Below are 19,292 nucleotides of genomic sequence, written 5' to 3'. Positions count from 1 at the left end.
GGGTAGAACCTGGATACTAAAAGGGAGGTAGGCCCCTTGCTAGATGTAAATAGATTTGAGTATATGAAAATTGGTCTGGCTTCACCTGACAAGATTCGTTCTTGGTCTTATGGAGAAGTCAAAAAGCCAGAGACGATTAACTATCGTACACTAAAACCTGAAAAAGATGGTCTGTTCTGTGAGAGAATTTTCGGTCCGCAAAAAGACTGGGAATGTCATTGTGGTAAATACAAGCGTGTACGTTACAAAGGTGTAGTGTGTGACCGTTGTGGCGTTGAAGTTACTAAGGCGAAAGTTCGTCGTGAGCGCATGGGGCACTTAGAATTAGCTGCCCCTGTCTCTCACATTTGGTACTTCAAAGGCATTCCAAGCCGTATGGGACTTGTTCTTGACATGTCTCCTCGTGCGTTGGAAGAAGTGATCTACTTCGCTGCATATATCGTAACTGAGCCTGGAGAAACAGCTTTAGATAAAAAGCAACTTTTATCTGAAAAAGAATACCGTACTTACCGCGAGAAGTTCGGGCAAGGATTCCAGGCGGCGATGGGTGCAGAGGCCATTCGTAAGCTGCTTTCTGACATCGACTTGGATGCAGAAGTAGACACTCTTAAAGAAGAGCTGAAATCAGCTCAAGGACAACGTCGTACTCGTGCGATTAAACGTCTTGAAGTTCTTGAGTCATTCCGTAATTCGGGCAATGATCCTTCTTGGATGATCCTTGATGTACTTCCGGTCATCCCTCCAGAATTGCGTCCAATGGTTCAGCTTGATGGCGGACGCTTTGCGACGTCTGACTTAAACGACTTGTACCGACGTGTGATCAACCGTAACAATCGCCTGAAGCGTCTGTTAGATCTTGGAGCGCCGACAATTATCGTACAAAACGAGAAGCGTATGCTTCAAGAAGCTGTAGATGCTTTGATTGACAACGGTCGTCGCGGACGTCCCGTAACAGGTCCAGGAAATAGACCGCTGAAGTCTCTTTCTCACATGTTGAAAGGGAAGCAAGGTCGATTCCGTCAAAACCTACTTGGTAAGCGTGTGGACTATTCTGGTCGTTCTGTTATCGTTGTAGGTCCGAACTTGAAGATGTACCAGTGTGGACTTCCGAAAGAAATGGCTCTCGAATTGTTCAAGCCGTTCGTTATGAAAGAACTCGTTTCCCGTGGATTAGCACACAACATTAAATCAGCCAAACGTAAGATTGAACGCGTCCACCCTGAAGTGTGGGACGTTTTAGAGGATGTAATTAAGGAGCACCCGGTGCTGTTAAACCGTGCGCCAACCTTGCACCGTCTTGGCATCCAGGCTTTCGAACCAACGTTGGTTGAAGGACGCGCGATTCGTCTTCACCCGCTCGTATGTACAGCTTATAACGCTGACTTTGATGGTGACCAAATGGCTGTACACGTACCATTATCTTCTGAGGCTCAGGCTGAAGCTCGTATCCTAATGCTAGCTGCTCAGAACATCCTGAACCCGAAAGATGGCAAGCCTGTAGTTACTCCATCTCAGGATATGGTATTAGGTAACTATTACCTAACTCTTGAGCGTGAAGGTGCTGTTGGCGAAGGTATGGTTGTTAAAGACTTAAATGAAGCGTTAATGGCTTATCAGAACGGATATGTTCACTTACACACACGTGTAGCCGTTCAAGCTAACTCTTTAAACAATGAGACATTTACAGAAGCACAGAATAATCAATTGCTGATTACGTCTATTGGTAAGTTGATTTTCAATGAAATGCTTCCTAACTCGTTCCCTTATATGAACGAACCAACTCAAGAGAACCTTGAAATTAAAACTCCTGAACATTACTTTGTTGAGAAAGGTACGAACATTAAAGAAGAGATCGCTAAGCGTGATTTAGTTCTACCATTCAAGAAAGGAATATTAGGAGATATCATCGCAGAAGTATTTAAGCGTTTCTCTATTAGTGAAACTTCTAAAATGCTAGACCGCATGAAAGATCTTGGTTTTGCTTACTCTACAAAAGCTGGTATTACTGTTGGTGTATCCGACGTAGTTGTACTTCCGGAGAAAAAGGAAATTCTCGATGAAGCCCAAGCTAAAGTAGATAAGGTTCTAAAACAGTTCCGCCGTGGTCTAATTACAGAAGAAGAGCGTTATGACCGAGTAATTGAGATTTGGTCCGCTTGTAAAGATGATATTCAAGATCGACTGATGAATACCCTGAATCCTAGAAACCCAATCTTTATGATGAGTGACTCGGGTGCACGTGGTAACGCATCTAACTTTACGCAGCTTGCAGGTATGCGTGGTCTAATGGCCAACCCGGCTGGACGAATCATTGAATTGCCGATTAAATCAAGCTTCCGTGAAGGTCTAACGGTTCTTGAGTACTTTATCTCCACGCACGGTGCTCGTAAAGGTCTTGCCGATACAGCCCTTAAGACAGCCGACTCAGGTTACTTGACTCGTCGTCTTGTTGATGTGGCGCAGGATGTTATCGTACGTGATGAAGACTGTGGAACCGATCGCGGCCTTCCAGTCAGCGCAATTAAAGAAGGCACGGAAACGATCGAACCGCTTGTTGACCGCTTAGTGGGACGTACGTCATTCCAAACAGTAAAACATCCTGAAACTGGTGAAGTTTTAGCTACTCGTAATGAAGTCATCTTTGAAGATGCAGCTAAACAGATCGTTGATGCTGGAATCGAGGAGATTACTATCCGTTCAGCATTTACTTGTAACACGAAGCACGGTGTGTGTAAGAAGTGTTACGGACGTAACCTAGCTACGGGTGATGAAGTTGAAGTAGGAGAAGCTGTAGGAATTATCGCTGCACAGTCCATCGGTGAGCCTGGTACACAGTTAACAATGCGTACCTTCCACACAGGTGGTGTTGCAGGAGACGATATCACGCAAGGTCTACCGCGTATTCAAGAGATCGTTGAAGCTAGGAACCCTAAAGGTCAAGCTGTTATTACTGAGATCGAAGGAACTGTCCACGAAATCAACGAAGTGAAAGAGAAGCAAGAAATCGTTGTTCAAGGCGCAGTAGAATCTCGTTCTTATACAGCACCATATGGTTCTAGACTTAAAGTTTCAGTAGGTGATCAAGTACTAGCTGGTGAACCACTTACTGAAGGTTCAATCGATCCTAAAGAACTCTTGACGGTTCAAGGGCTAGATGGCGTCCAAGAATATCTATTAAAAGAAGTTCAAAAAGTATATCGTATGCAAGGTGTTGAGATTTCCGACAAGCACGTAGAAGTAATGGTCCGCCAAATGCTTCGTAAAATCCGTGTACTTGACTCTGGAGATACAGATGTACTACCAGGTTCCTTACTCGAAATACACCAATTCAAAGAAGCGAACCAAAAAGTTCTCATGGAAGGCGGCCAACCGGCAGTCGGCCGACCAGTTATTCTCGGTATTACAAAAGCATCGCTTGAAACTGACAGTTTCCTTTCAGCCGCATCATTCCAGGAAACAACCCGTGTCCTAACTGATGCAGCGATCAAAGGTAAACGCGATGAATTACTAGGTCTTAAAGAGAATGTTATTATTGGTAAACTTGTCCCAGCCGGTACAGGTATGACAAGATACCGTAAGATCCAAGCTGAGTCAGAACAGAAAGAAGAAAAGAACGAAGCTGCTGAAGAAGTAACTCAGCTATAAAAATCAAGGTGAAGGTTAACAGAGGATAAAAAAAGGAGCATCTTGAAAACACTATTTTTAAAATCCAGTTGACATGGGTTTTCGCTAGTGATAATATAATCAAGGTGCTTCCGTTTATCCATGTTACTTTGGAGGATATGCAGATGTCTTATGAAAAAGTAGCACAGGCTAAATCAGATATAGTCATTGGGACCAAACAAACACTTAAAGCTATGAAAAATGGCGAAGTGATTGAAGTCATAACGGCTGACGATGCTGATCAGTCGATGACATTAAAAGTAGCAAAACTAGCTGCACAATTAAACATTCCTCATACAAAAGTTGATTCAATGAGAGAGTTAGGTAATGCGTGTGGCATTGACGTTGGAGCTGCTACAGTGGCGATAAAGCAATAAAGTTTTGGCGGTGATTCGCGAAAGCTTTGTTTTTTGCCTTTTTATGAACCACCTGGATGTGTGGTATTAAAGAATTGAAGGGAGGATAATAAAATGCCAACAATTAACCAACTAGTTCGTAAAGGACGCGTAAGCAAAAGCAAAAAGTCTGACTCCCCTGCGTTGAACAAAGGCTATAACAGCTACAAGAAACGCATGACTGATCAGTCTTCTCCTCAAAAACGTGGAGTTTGCACACGTGTAGGTACGATGACTCCAAAGAAACCGAACTCTGCACTACGTAAGTATGCGCGTGTTCGTTTGACTAACCAAATTGAAGTTAACGCCTACATTCCTGGAATCGGCCACAACCTGCAAGAGCACAGTGTTGTTCTTATCCGTGGCGGACGTGTTAAAGACTTACCTGGTGTTCGCTATCACATCGTTCGTGGTGCACTTGACACTGCAAGCGTAGATGGCCGTATGCAAGGTCGTTCTAAATACGGTACGAAAAAACCTAAAAAATAAAACAATGCTTTTAGCATAATAAATAACTTTCAGGAAAGGAGGGGAACATATGCCACGTAAAGGACCAGTAGCTAAACGTGATGTGTTACCAGATCCAATGTATAACTCTAAGCTTGTTACTCGCTTAATCAACCAAATTATGGTTGACGGACAGCGCGGTAAAGCTCAGAAGATTCTTTATAAATCATTTGAACTTGTTCAAGAGCGTAGTGGAAACGACGCTATGGAAACTTTTGACCAAGCAATGAAAAATGTAATGCCAGTACTAGAAGTACGCGCTCGCCGTGTAGGTGGATCAAACTACCAAGTACCAGTTGAGGTGCGCCCGGAGCGTCGTCAAGCACTAGGCCTTCGTTTCATTGTTAACTATGCGCGTCTTCGCGGAGAAAAGACAATGGAAGAACGTCTTGCAAATGAAATTCTAGATGCAGCAAACAATACCGGTGCAGCAGTTAAGCGCCGTGAAGATATGCACAAAATGGCGGAAGCAAATAAAGCATTCGCACACTATCGTTGGTAATCAGCGAAAAACACTTTCAATCAGGAAGGAGAAAAAATCATGGCTAGAGAGTTCTCCTTGGAAAAGACTCGTAATATCGGCGTTATGGCTCACATTGATGCCGGTAAAACGACAGCTACCGAGCGTATTCTTTTCTACACAGGACGTATCCACAAAATTGGTGAAACTCACGAAGGGGCTTCCCAAATGGACTGGATGGAGCAGGAACAAGAGCGCGGAATTACAATCACTTCCGCTGCGACAACTGCTCAGTGGAAAGACCACCGTATTAACATCATTGATACTCCAGGACACGTAGACTTCACAGTTGAAGTTGAGCGTTCCCTGCGTGTACTTGACGGTTCTGTAGCTGTACTTGATGCTCAGTCTGGTGTTGAACCACAAACTGAGACAGTGTGGCGTCAGGCAACAACTTACGGTGTTCCACGTATCGTATTCATCAACAAAATGGATAAAATCGGAGCAGACTTCATCTACTCCTTAGGCACACTTAGTGATCGTCTAGGAGCTAACGCAGCTGCTGTCCAACTTCCAATTGGTGCAGAAGATGACTTCGAAGGAATTATTGATCTTGTAACAATGGAAGCTTACTACTACTTGGACGATTTAGGAACTCGTGCTGAAGCGCGCGAAATTCCTGATGAGTACAAAGAGCAAGCTGAAGAGTACCGCGGCAAGCTTGTAGAAGCCGTTGCGGAACTTGATGAAGATCTTATGATGAAGTACCTAGAAGGGGAAGAAATCACTAACGATGAGTTAAAAGTTGCTATTCGTACAGCAACACTAAGCGTTGATTTCTACCCAGTATTCTGTGGTTCAGCTTTCAAAAACAAAGGGGTTCAGCTTCTAATTGATGGAGTAATTGATTACCTTCCATCTCCATTAGACGTACCTCCAATTGAAGGTCACGTTCCACAAACTGAAGAAGAAGTCGTACGTAAGCCAGATGACAACGAGCCATTCTCTGCATTGGCATTTAAAGTTGCAACTGACCCTTATGTTGGTAAACTTACATTCTTCCGTGTTTACTCTGGTACGCTAAACTCTGGTTCTTACGTTAAGAACTCTACAAAAGATAAGCGTGAACGTGTAGGTCGTATCCTGCAAATGCACGCAAATTCTCGTGAAGAGATCTCAACGGTATACGCTGGAGATATTGCCGGTGCTGTAGGTCTTAAAGACACTGGAACAGGTGACACTCTATGTGATGAAAAGAGTCTTGTTATTCTTGAATCTATGGAATTCCCTGAGCCAGTAATCTCTGTTGCGATCGAGCCTAAATCTAAGGCTGACCAAGACAAGATGGCAGTAGCACTTGGTAAACTAGCTGAAGAGGATCCAACGTTCCAAACTGAAACTAACGTAGAAACTGGTCAAACAATCATCGCTGGTATGGGTGAGCTCCACCTGGACATCATCGTAGATCGTTTGCGCCGTGAGTTTAAAGTTGAAGCGAACATTGGTGCTCCTCAAGTTGCTTACCGCGAAACATTCCGTGGAAGTGCAGAAGTTGAAGGTAAGTTCGTACGTCAGTCTGGTGGTCGTGGACAATTCGGTCACGTTTGGGTTAAATTTGAGCCAAACGAAGAAGGCGCTGGCTTCGAATTTGTTAACAAAATCGTTGGTGGTGTAGTACCGCGTGAATACATTCCATCTGTAGAAGCTGGTATTAAAGGTTCTATGGAAAATGGTGTATTAGCCGGTTACCCAATGGTTGACATTAAAGCCACTCTATATGATGGTTCTTACCACGATGTCGACTCTAACGAAATGGCCTTTAAAGTAGCTGCATCTATGGCACTTAAAGAAGCTAAGAACAAATGTAAACCTGTTCTTCTTGAACCAATGATGAAAGTTGAAGTTGTTATTCCTGAAGAATACATGGGAGATATTATGGGTGACGTAACTTCCCGTCGTGGACGTGTTGAAGGTATGGAAACTCGTGGATCTGCCCAAGTGGTTAAAGCATTCGTTCCACTATCTGAAATGTTTGGTTATGCAACGTCTCTTCGTTCTAACACTCAAGGTCGCGGAACGTACACGATGCACTTTGATCACTATGAAGAAGTACCGAAGAGCATTTCTGAGGAAATCATCAAGAAAAATGCTGGTGAATAATTGATTTTTTTGCAAAGTTAAAGTATAACTTGTATTGTAAGCATAGGGGTTAAGCCCCTTTGCTTCACATAAAAAATTCAGTTTTAAAAATACACTTTGTTTCTTATTTAAAGGAGGAAATATACTATGGGTAAAGAAAAATTCGACCGTTCCAAGTCCCACGTTAACATTGGTACTATTGGACACGTTGACCACGGTAAAACAACATTAACTGCTGCTATTACAACTGTACTTCACAAAAGATCTGGTGAAGGTTCTGCAATGGCATACGATATGATCGACGGTGCTCCTGAAGAGCGCGAGCGTGGAATCACAATCTCCACTGCACACGTTGAGTATGAAACTGAGAACCGCCACTATGCACACGTTGACTGCCCAGGTCACGCTGACTATGTTAAAAACATGATCACTGGTGCTGCACAAATGGACGGAGCTATTCTAGTTGTATCTGCAGCTGACGGCCCAATGCCACAAACTCGTGAGCACATCCTACTATCTCGTCAGGTTGGTGTACCTGCAATTGTTGTATTCCTAAACAAAACTGACATGGTAGACGACGAAGAGCTACTTGAACTAGTTGAAATGGAAGTTCGTGATCTTCTTTCTGAGTACGACTTCGATGGTGACGATGTACCAGTAGTAAGCGGTTCTGCTCTTAAAGCTCTTGAGGGAGACGAAGAGTATGAGCAACGCATCTTCGACCTTATGGATGCTGTTGATGAGTACATTCCAAACCCAGAGCGTGACGTAGACCAGCCATTCATGATGCCAGTTGAGGACGTATTCTCAATCACTGGTCGTGGTACTGTTGCTACTGGACGTGTTGAGCGTGGACAAATCAAAGTCGGTGACGAAGTTGAAATCATCGGTCTTGCTCCAGAGGCTAAGAAAACTACAATCACTGGTGTTGAAATGTTCCGTAAGCTTCTTGACTATGCTGAAGCTGGCGATAACATTGGTGCACTTCTTCGTGGTGTTGACCGTGAACAGATCAACCGTGGACAAGTACTAGCTAAGCCTGGTACAATCACTCCACACACGAAGTTCCAAGCTGAGGTTTATGTACTATCTAAAGATGAAGGTGGACGTCATACGCCATTCTTCTCTAACTACCGCCCACAGTTCTACTTCCGTACAACTGACGTAACTGGTGTTATTCAACTTCCAGAAGGCGTAGAGATGGTAATGCCTGGCGATAACGTTGAAATGACTGTAGAACTTATTTCTCCAATCGCGATCGAAGATGGAACTAAGTTCTCTATCCGTGAAGGCGGACGTACAGTAGGCGCTGGCGTTGTTGCTTCCATCACTGAGTAATTTTATAAAATAAAAACAAGCAGCAGCTCTTCGAGTTGCTGCTTGTTTTTTTGTGTAATCTATTTAAGATAAAAAATTGTTTAAACGTGTTGAAATTGCCTATAATTCTTAGTATAATATTTTGTGGTGTTCATAGATAAATATTTATGAAAAACTCTTGCATTGACCGCATTTCTTCTATATAATGAGTAATGTTGGTCATAAAAGGCGATGATGCGAAAGGTTGTTGACACACCCGGCCCCTTTGCCATGGCTAGTGAGTCAAGGAATTTTCGCGGAGAATGTCTATTTAAAAAAATGGGCGAAGAAGGAGGGAACATAATGGCAAAAGAAAAAATTCGTATTCGTTTAAAGGCGTATGATCACAGGGTTCTTGATCAGTCCGCTGAAAAAATTGTAGACACAGCGAAGCGCTCTGGAGCAAACGTATCTGGTCCAATCCCGCTTCCAACTGAAAAATCAATCTACACTGTACTTCGTGCGACTCACAAGTATAAAGATGCTCGTGAGCAGTTCGAAATGCGTACACACAAACGTCTAATCGACATTGTTAATCCAACGCCACAGACGGTTGATTCGCTAATGCGTCTTGATCTACCATCTGGTGTGGATATCGAAATTAAACTATAAAAAAATGAACTTATATTAGGAGGTGTAACGGATGACGAAAGGAATCTTAGGACGTAAAGTCGGTATGACTCAAATCTTCTCTGAAGATGGAGAGCTTATCCCGGTAACAGTAGTTGAAGCAGAACCAAACGTAGTTTTGCAAAAGAAAACTGCTGAAAACGATGGCTATGACGCCCTTCAACTAGGTTTTGCTGATCAAAAGTCAAACCGATTGAAGAAAGCGGACCAAGGTCACGCAGAGAAAGCAAGCACAACACCTAAGCGCTACATTCGTGAATTCCGTAATACAAACCTTGATGACTATGAACTTGGTCAAGAGGTTAAGGTGGATATTTTCGAAGCTGGTGACGTAATTGATGTAACAGGAACTTCTAAAGGGAAAGGTTTCCAAGGTGCAATCAAGCGCCACAACCAATCTCGCGGCCCAATGAGCCACGGTTCCCGTTTCCACCGTCGTTCTGGTTCTATGGGACAAGGTGCTGACCCATCAAAAGTCTTCAAAGGTAAAGGCCTTGCAGGACAAATGGGTGGAGAAACAGTAACTCTACAAAACCTTGAAGTAGTGAAAGTGGACGCTGAGCGCAATTTACTATTGATTAAAGGTAACGTACCAGGTCCGAAAAAATCTTACGTTAAAGTATCGAGTGCAGTTAAGGCTAGCAAATAATTAAAGGAAGGGAGGATATGTCATGCCTAAAGTAGCACTATTAAACCAAAGCGGCTCTAAAGTTGGAGATATCGAACTAAACGATGCTGTTTTTGGTGTTGAACCAAACACTCATGTTTTACATGAAGCAGCTGTGGCCCAACGCGCAACATTGCGTCAAGGCACACACAAAGTTAAAAACCGTTCTGAAGTTAGTGGCGGCGGACGTAAACCATGGCGCCAAAAAGGTACTGGACGTGCGCGTCAAGGTACAATTCGTGCACCACAATGGGTAGGTGGAGGAACTGTATTTGGTCCTACACCACGTAGCTACAGCTACAAACTTCCTAGAAAGGTTCGTCGTTTAGCTCTACAATCTGCTTACTCTTCTAAAGTACAAGAGAACAACGTGATCGTTCTTGAAGATCTTTCTCTTGATGCGCCAAAAACTAAAGAAGTAGTAAACATTTTGAAAGGGCTAGAAGTGAACGAAAAAGCTCTAATTGTTACAGCAGATAACAACGAAAATGTTGTTCTATCTTCTAACAACATCCCTACAGTTAGTGTAACTACTGTAGATCAAGTAAGTGTGTTAGATTTACTAACGCATGACAAGCTTATCCTAACGAAGGAAGCAGCTGAAAAAGCAGGGGAGGTGCTCTCATAATGAAAGAACCACGCGATATTATTAAACGCCCTGTCATTACTGAACATTCTGCTGACCTTATGGGAGAAAAGAAATATACGTTTGAAGTGAGCACGAAAGCTAACAAAACTGAAATCAAAAATGCTGTTGAAGAGATTTTTGGAGTTAAAGTAGCTAACGTAAACACTATGAACCTTAAAGGTAAATTCAAGCGTATGGGTCGTTACGGCGGATACCGTTCTGACCGTAAGAAAGCAGTTATTACGTTGACTGAAGACAGTGAAGAACTAGAATTCTTTGAAGTATAAAATATAAAACTTGTAAGTGAAGGAGGGAAAAAAGATGGCGATTAAAAAGTTTCGACCAATTACTAACGGTCGTCGACACATGACAGTATCTGATTTCGCTGAGATCACTACTGACAAACCTGAACGCTCCCTAGTTACTCCGCTTCACAAACGTGGAGGACGTAACAACCAGGGTAGGCTGACAGTTCGTCATCAGGGCGGAGGTCACAAGCGTCAATATCGTATCATCGACTTTAAGCGTGATAAAGATGGAATACCTGGACGCGTTGCTACGATCGAATACGATCCAAACCGCTCCGCAAACATTGCACTAATTAACTACGTTGATGGTGAAAAACGTTACATCCTGGCTCCAAAAGGGCTTAAAGTAGGTAACGAAATCATCTCTGGTCAAGGATCTGACATTAAAACTGGTAACGCTCTTCAACTGAAGGATATTCCTGTTGGTACAATCGTACACAACATTGAGCTTAAACCAGGACGTGGAGGTCAGCTAGTACGTTCAGCTGGGGCTTCAGCTCAAATCCTTGGTCGTGAAGAAAAATACACTCTAGTACGTCTTGCTTCTGGTGAAGTTCGCCTAGTACTAAGCACTTGCCGTGCAACAATCGGTCAAGTTGGTAACCTAGAGCACGAACTAATCAGTGTAGGTAAAGCTGGACGTTCTCGTTGGAAAGGCAAGCGCCCAACTGTACGTGGTTCTGTTATGAACCCTAGCGATCACCCACACGGTGGTGGTGAAGGACGTGCACCAATCGGTCGACCTTCTCCAGTATCTCCATGGGGTAAACCAACTCTTGGGTACAAGACTCGTCAGCGCAACAAGCCGTCTGATAAATATATCGTTCGTAGAAGAGGTAAAAAATAACGGGATTGAACGACGGGTAACAACCCCCGTCTCTCAATCACGAAGGGAGGTTTATTCATGGGCCGCAGCCTAAAAAAGGGACCTTTTGTAGATGACCATTTGATGAAAAAAGTTGAAAAGTTGAACGAAGATAGCAAGAACCAGGTGATCAAGACTTGGTCACGTCGTTCTACGATCTTCCCAAACTTTGTTGGACACACAATTGCCGTCTATGACGGACGCAAACATGTACCTGTATACGTGACTGAAGACATGGTAGGTCACAAACTTGGTGAATTCGCACCAACCCGTACGTTCAAGGGACACTCTGGTGACGACAAGAAAACAAAACGCTAAAGTAGAGAGGAGGCACTCTAATGCAAGCTAAAGCAGTTGCTAAAACCGTTCGTATTGCTCCTCGTAAAGCTCGTCTAGTGATTGATTTAATCCGAGGAAAAAACGTAGGTGACGCGATCGCAACATTGCGCTTAACTCAGCGCGGCGCTTCTCCAGTAATCGAGAAAGTGCTTAAATCTGCGATTGCCAATGCTGAACACAATTATGAAATGGATCCAGACAACTTATACGTTTCCGAAGCGTTTGTAAATGAAGGTGTAACACTTAAACGTTTCCGCCCACGTGCTATGGGACGTGCAAGCCAAATTAACAAACGTACGAGCCACATTACAGTGGTTGTATCAGAAAAGAAGGAGGGATAATCAGTGGGTCAAAAAGTTAATCCGGTAGGTCTTCGTATCGGCGTTATCCGTGACTGGGAATCAAAATGGTACGCTGGCAAAGACTACGCTGACTTATTGCATGAAGACATTAAAATTCGTGAATATACAGAACAACGTCTTAAAGACGCTGCCGTTTCTACAATTGAAATTGAGCGTGCAGCAAACCGTGTAAATATTACTATTCACACAGGTAAACCAGGTATGGTTATCGGTAAAGGCGGTTCAGAAGTTGAAGCACTTCGTAAATCGCTTAACGATCTGACTGGCAAACGAGTTCACATCAACATCGTTGAGGTGAAGAAACCAGACTTGAACGCTACTCTTGTAGCTGACAATATCGCACGTCAATTGGAAAACCGTGTTTCTTTCCGTCGTGCACAAAAACAAACAATCCAACGTGCTATGCGCGCAGGAGCTAAAGGTATTCGTACACAAGTATCAGGACGCCTAGGCGGTGCGGATATCGCTCGTGCTGAATATTACAGCGAAGGAACAGTACCACTTCACACACTTCGTGCAGATATCGATTACGGAACTGCAGAAGCTGACACAACTTACGGTAAGCTTGGTGTTAAAGTGTGGATCTATCGTGGAGAAGTCCTTCCAACAAAAAACGAAAAATAAGGAAGGGGGAACAGCATTATGTTAATGCCTAAACGTGTTAAATATCGTCGTCAACACCGTGCTAGCCTAAAAGGTCGCGCGAAGGGCGGCACATCCGTATCATTCGGAGAATATGGACTACAAGCTATCGATCCTGCATGGATCACTGCTCGTCAAATTGAAGCAGCGCGTATCGCTATGACTCGTTACATGAAGCGTGGCGGTAAAGTATGGATTAAAATCTTCCCAGACAAACCTTATACTGCTAAACCCCTAGAAGTACGAATGGGTTCCGGTAAAGGTGCTCCAGAAGGTTTTGTCGCTGTGGTAAAACCAGGTAAAATTTTGTTCGAAGTAGCAGGTGTATCTGAAGAAGTTGCACGCGAAGCGTTGCGCCTTGCTTCTCACAAGCTGCCGATCAGAACTAAATTTGTAAAACGTGAAGAAATTGGTGGTGAAATCAATGAAGGCTAATGAAATCCGTGAATTAACCACTGCCGAAATTGAACAAAAAGTAAAGTCTTTGAAAGAAGAACTTTTTAACCTACGTTTCCAGCTGGCAACAGGTCAACTTGAGAACACTGCGCGTATTCGCGAAGTTCGCAAGTCTATCGCTCGTATGAAAACTGTTGCTCGCGAACGTGAGCTAGGCGTAAATAACTAATAGATGAGAGGAGGTCACCCTCACATGAGTGAACGTAACGATCGTAAAGTTTACACTGGCCGTGTAGTATCCGATAAAATGGACAAAACAATCACTGTTTTAGTTGAAACTTATAAATTCCACAAGCTTTATGGCAAGCGCGTAAAATATTCTAAAAAATTCAAGACTCATGATGAAAACAACCAAGCTAAAAATGGCGACATCGTGCGCATCATGGAAACTCGTCCATTATCTGCAACAAAACGTTTCCGTTTAGTTGAAGTTGTTGAAGAGTCTGTTATTATCTAATATAGTTCGCTCGGAGAGATTCCGAAGGGAGGTTACAGTGTATGATTCAACAGGAGACTCGTTTGAAAGTAGCCGACAACTCTGGTGCTCGTGAAATCCAAACTATTAAAGTATTGGGTGGATCAGGACGCAAAACTGCTAACATCGGTGATATTATCACCGCTACTGTGAAACAGGCAACACCAGGGGGCGTTGTTAAAAAAGGTGAAGTAGTAAAAGCCGTAATTGTACGTTCTAAGAGCGGCATGCGTCGTAAAGACGGTTCTTATATCCGTTTTGACGAGAATGCAGCCGTAATTGTACGTGATGATAAAGGTCCACGTGGTACTCGTATCTTTGGACCAGTTGCTCGTGAACTTCGTGATGCTAAATTCATGAAGATTGTATCACTAGCTCCAGAAGTATTATAAATCCTTTAAATGATAAGCCTTGTTAAGGAGGTGCGCGAAGCATGCACGTGAAAAAAGGTGACAAAGTAATGGTTATTTCCGGCAAGGACAAAGGAAAGCAAGGAACAATCCTAGAAGCTTACCCAAAGAAAGAACGCGTCCTAGTTGAAGGAATTAACGAAGTTAAGAAACACGCGAAGCCTTCTCAAGATAACCCACAGGGTGGGATTCTTACACAAGAAGCGCCGATTCACGTCTCAAACGTTATGCCGATTGATCCTAAATCTGGCGAGCCAACTCGTGTTGGTTATAAAGTTGAAGACGGTAAGAAAGTTCGTATCGCGAAAAAATCTGGTGAAGCATTAGATAAATAATCCAGTGACGAAAGGAGGGCCACTTGATGAACGAACTTAAGAAAAAATATCAAGAAGAAATTGTGCCATCTATGATGAGCAAGTTTAACTATGACTCTGTTATGCAAGCACCTAAGATTGAAAAGATCGTAATTAACATGGGTGTTGGTGATGCTGTTCAAAACGCGAAAGCACTTGATACAGCAGTTGAGGAACTATCTCAAATCTCTGGTCAAAAACCAATGATCACTAAAGCTAAGAAATCTATCGCGGGATTCCGTCTGCGTGAAGGTATGCCAATCGGAGCGAAAGTAACATTGCGTGGAGAGCGCATGTACGAATTCTTCCAAAAACTGATTGCTGTATCTTTACCACGTGTTCGTGACTTCCGTGGGATCTCAAAGAAAGCTTTTGATGGTCGTGGAAACTACACTCTAGGTGTTAAAGAACAGTTGATTTTCCCAGAAATTAATTATGACAAAGTAGATAAAGTGCGTGGCATGGACATCGTTATCGTCACAACTGCTGACACTGACGAAGAATCACGTGAACTATTAGCTCAATTCGGTATGCCGTTTCAGAAATAATGAGCTAACCATAAGGAGGGAAAATAGTGGCTAAAAAATCTATGGTCGCGAAGCAACAACGCAAACAAAAGTACCAAGTACGCGAATATACTCGCTGTGAACGTTGCGGACGTCCTCATTCCGTACTGCGCAAATTCAAACTTTGCCGTATTTGTTTCCGTGAACTTGCATATAAAGGACAAATCCCTGGCGTCAAAAAAGCCAGCTGGTAAACCCGAGACAGGGAAGGAGGTATATAAGTTATGACTATGACAGATCCAATTGCAGATATGCTCACGCGTATTCGTAACGCGAATATGGTGCGTCACGAGAAGCTTGAACTACCAGCTTCTAAAGTGAAAAAAGAAATTGCTGATATCCTTAAGCGTGAAGGTTTTGTACGTGATTATGAATTTGTTGAAGACAACAAGCAAGGTGTACTACGCATCTTCCTTAAATACGGTCAAAATGATGAGCGTGTAATTAGCGGAGTGAAACGTATTAGTAAGCCAGGTCTTCGTGTATACGCGAAAGCTGAAGAACTTCCAAAAGTTCTAAACGGCCTAGGTGTTGCTGTTGTTTCTACTTCAAAAGGTGTACTAACAGATAAAGAAGCTCGTGAACAAGCCATTGGCGGCGAAGTTCTAGCTTACGTTTGGTAATCTAAACAGAATAGACAGGAGGTGCAGATGAATGTCTCGTGTAGGATTGAAATCATTAGAAATCCCTGAAGGTGTAGAAATTATTCAGGATAATAATACAATCACAGTTAAAGGCCCTAAAGGCGAATTAACTCGTACGTTCCATGAGGATATTACAGTGAAGGTTGAAGATAACGTTCTTACAGTAGCTCGACCGAGCGACCACAAAGAACATCGTGCTCTTCACGGTACTACTCGCAGCCTGATCGGTAACATGGTTGAGGGTGTTTCCAAAGGATTTGAGAAAAGCCTTGAAATCATCGGGGTTGGATACCGTGCTCAGAAACAGGGAGAAACAGTTGTTATTAACGCTGGGTACTCTCACCCTGTAGAAGTTGAAAAGCGCGACGGAATTGATATCGAAGTTCCTTCAAACACCAAAGTTACTGTTAAAGGAATCGACAAAGAACTAGTTGGTGCTGTTGCCGCTAAGATCCGTGCTATCCGTCCTCCAGAGCCATATAAAGGCAAAGGGATTCGTTACGAAAACGAACATGTTCGTAGAAAAGAAGGAAAGACAGCTAAATAAGGTTCTTAGGTAGGAATAGAAAGGAGTGACTGAGATGATCACAAAGGCTGATAAGAATGCTGTTCGTAAAAAACGCCATGCGCGCGTGCGCTCAAGCGTTGTAGGAACAGCTGAACGCCCGCGTTTAAACGTTTATCGTTCAAACAAACACATCTATGCACAATTAATTAATGATGAAACGCAAAACACAGTGGCAAGTGCTTCTACGGCTGAAAAAGATTTCGGACTCGAAAACACAGGTAATGCAGAAGCAGCTAAAAAAGTCGGTGAATTAGTCGCTAAACGTGCGAAAGACAACGGCTATGAAGTAGTTGTGTTTGACCGTGGTGGTTACTTGTATCATGGACGTGTAAAAGCATTAGCAGATGCGGCTCGTGAAGCCGGTCTAGTATTTTAATCGTTAAAGGAGGGACATACATGCTAACAAACATTGACCCTAGTAAACTTGATCTTGAAGAACGCGTAGTTACGATCAACCGTGTTGCAAAAGTTGTTAAAGGTGGACGCCGCTTCCGTTTTGCTGCATTAGTTGTCGTAGGTGATAAAAATGGCCACGTTGGATTTGGGACTGGTAAAGCACAAGAGGTACCAGATGCCATTAAAAAGGCTATCGATGATGCGAAGAAGAATCTTATTTCAGTACCAATTAAAGATACGACGATTCCTCACGAAATTACAGGACAGTTCGGTGCAGGCAGTATTCTTATGAAGCCAGCTGCAGAAGGTACCGGAGTTATCGCAGGTGGTCCTGTACGTGCAGTCCTTGAACTTGCAGGTGTTCAAGACATTCTTTCTAAGTCACTTGGTTCAAACACACCAATTAACATGGTACGTGCGACACTTACTGGACTTGGAGAGCTTAAGCGCGCAGAAGACGTTGCTCGTCTTCGTGGGAAGTCCGTAGAAGAACTGTAGGATAAGGAGGGAAATGAAATGGCTAAAAAGTTAGAAGTTACCCTCACGCGCAGTGTGATTGGCAGACCACAAGATCAGCGCTCTACTGTTAAAGCGCTAGGTCTCAACAAAATTCGTCAAACTGTCGTAGTTGAAGATAACCCAGCTATCCGAGGTATGACTAACAAGGTTTCACACCTTGTATCCGTTAAAGAAGTATAAGAACAGAAACAAAAATAAGGAGGTGCTCGCATGAAACTGCATGAACTTAAACCAGTAGCAGGAACGAACAAGAAACGTAACCGCGTAGGTCGTGGAATGTCTTCTGGTAATGGTAAAACTTCAGGCCGTGGCCACAAAGGTCAAGGACAACGTTCTGGTAGCAAAACTCGTCCAGGTTTCGAAGGTGGTCAAATGCCGCTATTCCAACGTTTGCCAAAACGTGGATTTACGAACATTCACCGTAAAGAATTTGCAATCGTAAACCTTGATGCTCTTAACCGTTTTGACGAGGGCACAGAGGTTACACCTGAACTTCTACTTGAAACTGGCGTAGTCAGCAAAGAGAAAGCAGGTATTAAAGTACTTGCTAAAGGTTCTATTGAGAAAAAGCTTACAGTGAAAGCTCATAAGTTCTCTGCTTCAGCTAAAGAAGCTATTGAAGCAGCGGGCGGTCAAACTGAGGTGATTTAATGTTCCGGACAATCTCCAATTTTATGCGCGTGGGTGATATTCGACGGAAAATTATCTTCACATTATTGATGCTCGTTGTTTTTCGCGTGGGAACTTTCATCCCTGTACCTTTTTCAAATCGAGAAGCCATTGACTTTATGGATGAACAAAATGCCTTTGGTTTCTTAAATACATTTGGAGGCGGTGCACTGCAGAATTTCTCCATCTTCGCTATGGGGATTATGCCTTACATCACAGCCTCCATCATTATGCAATTGTTACAGATGGATGTAGTCCCGAAATTCGCGGAATGGAAAAAGCAAGGTGAAGTCGGCCGTCGAAAATTAGCTCAGTTTACCCGCTATGGAACGATTGTTCTAGCCTTTATTCAAGCTATTGGGATGTCGATCGGTTTCAACGCATTGGCTGGAGGACAGCTTATAGCTGAACCTGGTCCTTTGAAATTTGCTGTCATCGCACTTGTTTTAACAGGAGGAACGGCGTTCTTAATGTGGCTTGGTGAGCAGATTACGTCTCACGGCGTTGGAAATGGTATTTCCATCTTAATCTTTGCCGGTATCGTTGCTGCGATTCCGACAGGAGCGAATCAGCTGTATGACCAGTACATTACTGGTGCAGGTGAGGAGCTATTTATGAATCTAGTGATTATTGCCATTCTTGCATTAGTCATTGTTGCGGTTGTTGTGGGTGTTATTTTCATCCAGCAAGCGCTTCGTAAGATTCCTATTCAGTATGCTAAGAAGCTTGTAAATCGTTCTCCTGTAGGTGGCCATTCTACTCACCTACCGATTAAAGTAAATGCCGCAGGGGTTATTCCCGTAATCTTTGCCATCTCCTTTATAATCGCGCCGAGTACGGTAGCTGGTTTCTTTGAAGGTAATGAAGTAGCTTCTGTTATTCAATATATTTTTGATTATCAGAATTGGCCTGGAATGATTATCTATGTTGCGTTAATTATTGCTTTCACTTATTTCTACACATTTGTTCAAGTTAATCCTGAGCAAATGGCAGAGAACTTGAAGAAGCAAGGCGGATATATCCCTGGGATTCGTCCTGGTGCAAATACTGAAACGTATTTAACAAGAGTGATGTACCGTTTAACATTCGTAGGTTCAATCTTCCTTGCAGCTGTCTCTATCCTTCCTATTATTCTTGGAGCAGTTGCTGATCTGCCGCCAAGTGTGCAAGTAGGAGGAACTGGACTACTCATCGTCGTGGGTGTTGCCCTTGAAATGATGAAGCAGTTAGAAAGCCAGCTTGTTAAACGCCACTATAAAGGCTTTATTAAATAGA

The 19,292-nt window shown here is 43.2% G+C and carries 28 protein-coding genes; all 28 read left to right on the top strand.

The features are described 5' to 3' along the window. Nucleotides 1-36: 36 nt before the first annotated feature. The 28 genes from rpoC (at nucleotide 37) to secY (ending at nucleotide 19,291) form a co-directional block, all read left to right on the top strand. A complete protein-coding gene (gene rpoC / locus IEV27_RS19140; RefSeq protein WP_188379116.1) occupies nucleotides 37-3,645 on the top strand; it encodes a DNA-directed RNA polymerase subunit beta' in 3,609 nt (1,202 codons plus the stop codon). A 143-nt stretch (nucleotides 3,646-3,788) separates the two neighbouring features. Beyond that, nucleotides 3,789-4,040 (top strand): 50S ribosomal protein L7ae-like protein, encoded by a 252-nt coding sequence (locus tag IEV27_RS19135; protein ID WP_188379142.1) that lies wholly within the window; start codon nucleotides 3,789-3,791, stop codon nucleotides 4,038-4,040. Nucleotides 4,041-4,133: 93 nt separating this feature from the next. Further along, nucleotides 4,134-4,547, top strand: a complete 414-nt coding sequence (gene rpsL / locus IEV27_RS19130) for a 30S ribosomal protein S12 (protein ID WP_101847046.1) — start codon at nucleotides 4,134-4,136, stop codon at nucleotides 4,545-4,547. A gap of 49 nt (nucleotides 4,548-4,596) precedes the next feature. Next, nucleotides 4,597-5,067 carry a 30S ribosomal protein S7 gene (gene rpsG / locus IEV27_RS19125; RefSeq protein WP_188379115.1) on the top strand — a complete coding sequence of 157 codons (471 nt, stop codon included), beginning with the start codon at nucleotides 4,597-4,599 and terminating at the stop codon, nucleotides 5,065-5,067. A 39-nt stretch (nucleotides 5,068-5,106) separates the two neighbouring features. Then, a complete protein-coding gene (fusA, locus tag IEV27_RS19120) occupies nucleotides 5,107-7,185 on the top strand; it encodes an elongation factor G (RefSeq protein WP_188379114.1) in 2,079 nt (692 codons plus the stop codon). Between the two features lie 126 nt (nucleotides 7,186-7,311). After that, on the top strand, nucleotides 7,312-8,502 hold the full coding sequence (tuf, locus tag IEV27_RS19115) for an elongation factor Tu (RefSeq protein ID WP_188379113.1): 1,191 nt from the start codon (nucleotides 7,312-7,314) through the stop codon (nucleotides 8,500-8,502). A 321-nt stretch (nucleotides 8,503-8,823) separates the two neighbouring features. Then, a complete protein-coding gene (gene rpsJ, locus IEV27_RS19110) occupies nucleotides 8,824-9,132 on the top strand; it encodes a 30S ribosomal protein S10 (protein ID WP_079525128.1) in 309 nt (102 codons plus the stop codon). A gap of 31 nt (nucleotides 9,133-9,163) precedes the next feature. Beyond that, nucleotides 9,164-9,799 carry a 50S ribosomal protein L3 gene (gene rplC / locus IEV27_RS19105; RefSeq protein WP_188379112.1) on the top strand — a complete coding sequence of 212 codons (636 nt, stop codon included), beginning with the start codon at nucleotides 9,164-9,166 and terminating at the stop codon, nucleotides 9,797-9,799. A 22-nt stretch (nucleotides 9,800-9,821) separates the two neighbouring features. Further along, a complete protein-coding gene (rplD, locus tag IEV27_RS19100) occupies nucleotides 9,822-10,445 on the top strand; it encodes a 50S ribosomal protein L4 (protein WP_188379111.1) in 624 nt (207 codons plus the stop codon). Then, entirely contained in the window at nucleotides 10,445-10,732 is a 288-nt protein-coding gene (gene rplW, locus IEV27_RS19095) for a 50S ribosomal protein L23 (protein ID WP_188379110.1), read from the top strand. The genes rplD and rplW overlap by 1 nt, the downstream gene beginning before the upstream one ends. A gap of 34 nt (nucleotides 10,733-10,766) precedes the next feature. Then, a complete protein-coding gene (gene rplB / locus IEV27_RS19090; protein ID WP_188379109.1) occupies nucleotides 10,767-11,600 on the top strand; it encodes a 50S ribosomal protein L2 in 834 nt (277 codons plus the stop codon). Between the two features lie 57 nt (nucleotides 11,601-11,657). Further along, entirely contained in the window at nucleotides 11,658-11,936 is a 279-nt protein-coding gene (gene rpsS / locus IEV27_RS19085) for a 30S ribosomal protein S19 (RefSeq protein WP_101847028.1), read from the top strand. A gap of 20 nt (nucleotides 11,937-11,956) precedes the next feature. Next, nucleotides 11,957-12,298, top strand: coding sequence for a 50S ribosomal protein L22 (gene rplV, locus IEV27_RS19080; RefSeq protein WP_101847026.1), 342 nt, complete (start codon nucleotides 11,957-11,959; stop codon nucleotides 12,296-12,298). 3 nt (nucleotides 12,299-12,301) lie between these two features. Then, on the top strand, nucleotides 12,302-12,943 hold the full coding sequence (gene rpsC / locus IEV27_RS19075; protein ID WP_188379108.1) for a 30S ribosomal protein S3: 642 nt from the start codon (nucleotides 12,302-12,304) through the stop codon (nucleotides 12,941-12,943). An 18-nt stretch (nucleotides 12,944-12,961) separates the two neighbouring features. Further along, nucleotides 12,962-13,396, top strand: coding sequence for a 50S ribosomal protein L16 (gene rplP / locus IEV27_RS19070; protein ID WP_188379107.1), 435 nt, complete (start codon nucleotides 12,962-12,964; stop codon nucleotides 13,394-13,396). Then, nucleotides 13,386-13,586 carry a 50S ribosomal protein L29 gene (rpmC, locus tag IEV27_RS19065; protein WP_008636054.1) on the top strand — a complete coding sequence of 67 codons (201 nt, stop codon included), beginning with the start codon at nucleotides 13,386-13,388 and terminating at the stop codon, nucleotides 13,584-13,586. The genes rplP and rpmC overlap by 11 nt, the downstream gene beginning before the upstream one ends. A 24-nt stretch (nucleotides 13,587-13,610) precedes the next feature. Further along, complete coding sequence (gene rpsQ / locus IEV27_RS19060; RefSeq protein ID WP_101847018.1) at nucleotides 13,611-13,874, top strand: 30S ribosomal protein S17; 264 nt, start codon at nucleotides 13,611-13,613, stop codon at nucleotides 13,872-13,874. Nucleotides 13,875-13,915: 41 nt separating this feature from the next. Continuing rightward, nucleotides 13,916-14,284: a 50S ribosomal protein L14 gene (rplN, locus tag IEV27_RS19055; RefSeq protein ID WP_188379106.1), complete on the top strand. Its 369-nt coding sequence runs from the start codon at nucleotides 13,916-13,918 to the stop codon at nucleotides 14,282-14,284. 41 nt (nucleotides 14,285-14,325) lie between these two features. Continuing rightward, the gene (gene rplX / locus IEV27_RS19050; RefSeq protein WP_188379105.1) at nucleotides 14,326-14,637 is read left to right on the top strand and encodes a 50S ribosomal protein L24; all 312 of its coding nucleotides are present in this window, start codon (nucleotides 14,326-14,328) and stop codon (nucleotides 14,635-14,637) included. Nucleotides 14,638-14,663: 26 nt separating this feature from the next. Continuing rightward, nucleotides 14,664-15,203 (top strand): 50S ribosomal protein L5, encoded by a 540-nt coding sequence (rplE, locus tag IEV27_RS19045; protein WP_188379104.1) that lies wholly within the window; start codon nucleotides 14,664-14,666, stop codon nucleotides 15,201-15,203. A 26-nt stretch (nucleotides 15,204-15,229) separates the two neighbouring features. Further along, a complete protein-coding gene (locus tag IEV27_RS19040) occupies nucleotides 15,230-15,415 on the top strand; it encodes a type Z 30S ribosomal protein S14 (RefSeq protein WP_035511674.1) in 186 nt (61 codons plus the stop codon). 30 nt (nucleotides 15,416-15,445) lie between these two features. Continuing rightward, nucleotides 15,446-15,844 carry a 30S ribosomal protein S8 gene (gene rpsH / locus IEV27_RS19035; protein WP_101847011.1) on the top strand — a complete coding sequence of 133 codons (399 nt, stop codon included), beginning with the start codon at nucleotides 15,446-15,448 and terminating at the stop codon, nucleotides 15,842-15,844. Between the two features lie 31 nt (nucleotides 15,845-15,875). Beyond that, complete coding sequence (gene rplF / locus IEV27_RS19030) at nucleotides 15,876-16,412, top strand: 50S ribosomal protein L6 (protein WP_188379103.1); 537 nt, start codon at nucleotides 15,876-15,878, stop codon at nucleotides 16,410-16,412. Between the two features lie 34 nt (nucleotides 16,413-16,446). Beyond that, nucleotides 16,447-16,809, top strand: a complete 363-nt coding sequence (rplR, locus tag IEV27_RS19025) for a 50S ribosomal protein L18 (RefSeq protein ID WP_188379102.1) — start codon at nucleotides 16,447-16,449, stop codon at nucleotides 16,807-16,809. 20 nt (nucleotides 16,810-16,829) lie between these two features. Next, complete coding sequence (rpsE, locus tag IEV27_RS19020; protein ID WP_188379101.1) at nucleotides 16,830-17,327, top strand: 30S ribosomal protein S5; 498 nt, start codon at nucleotides 16,830-16,832, stop codon at nucleotides 17,325-17,327. An 18-nt stretch (nucleotides 17,328-17,345) separates the two neighbouring features. Then, nucleotides 17,346-17,528, top strand: coding sequence for a 50S ribosomal protein L30 (gene rpmD, locus IEV27_RS19015; RefSeq protein WP_188379100.1), 183 nt, complete (start codon nucleotides 17,346-17,348; stop codon nucleotides 17,526-17,528). Nucleotides 17,529-17,558: 30 nt separating this feature from the next. After that, nucleotides 17,559-17,999 carry a 50S ribosomal protein L15 gene (gene rplO / locus IEV27_RS19010; RefSeq protein ID WP_188379099.1) on the top strand — a complete coding sequence of 147 codons (441 nt, stop codon included), beginning with the start codon at nucleotides 17,559-17,561 and terminating at the stop codon, nucleotides 17,997-17,999. Then, on the top strand, nucleotides 17,999-19,291 hold the full coding sequence (gene secY / locus IEV27_RS19005) for a preprotein translocase subunit SecY (RefSeq protein WP_188379098.1): 1,293 nt from the start codon (nucleotides 17,999-18,001) through the stop codon (nucleotides 19,289-19,291). The genes rplO and secY overlap by 1 nt, the downstream gene beginning before the upstream one ends. Nucleotide 19,292: the final 1 nt, after the last annotated feature.

Source organism: Halobacillus andaensis, from assembly GCF_014636475.1.
Lineage (GTDB): Bacteria > Bacillota > Bacilli > Bacillales > Halobacillaceae > Halobacillus_A > Halobacillus_A andaensis.
The sequence above is the reverse complement of the archived record's forward strand: the minus strand, read 5'-3'. Positions and strand labels throughout refer to the sequence as shown.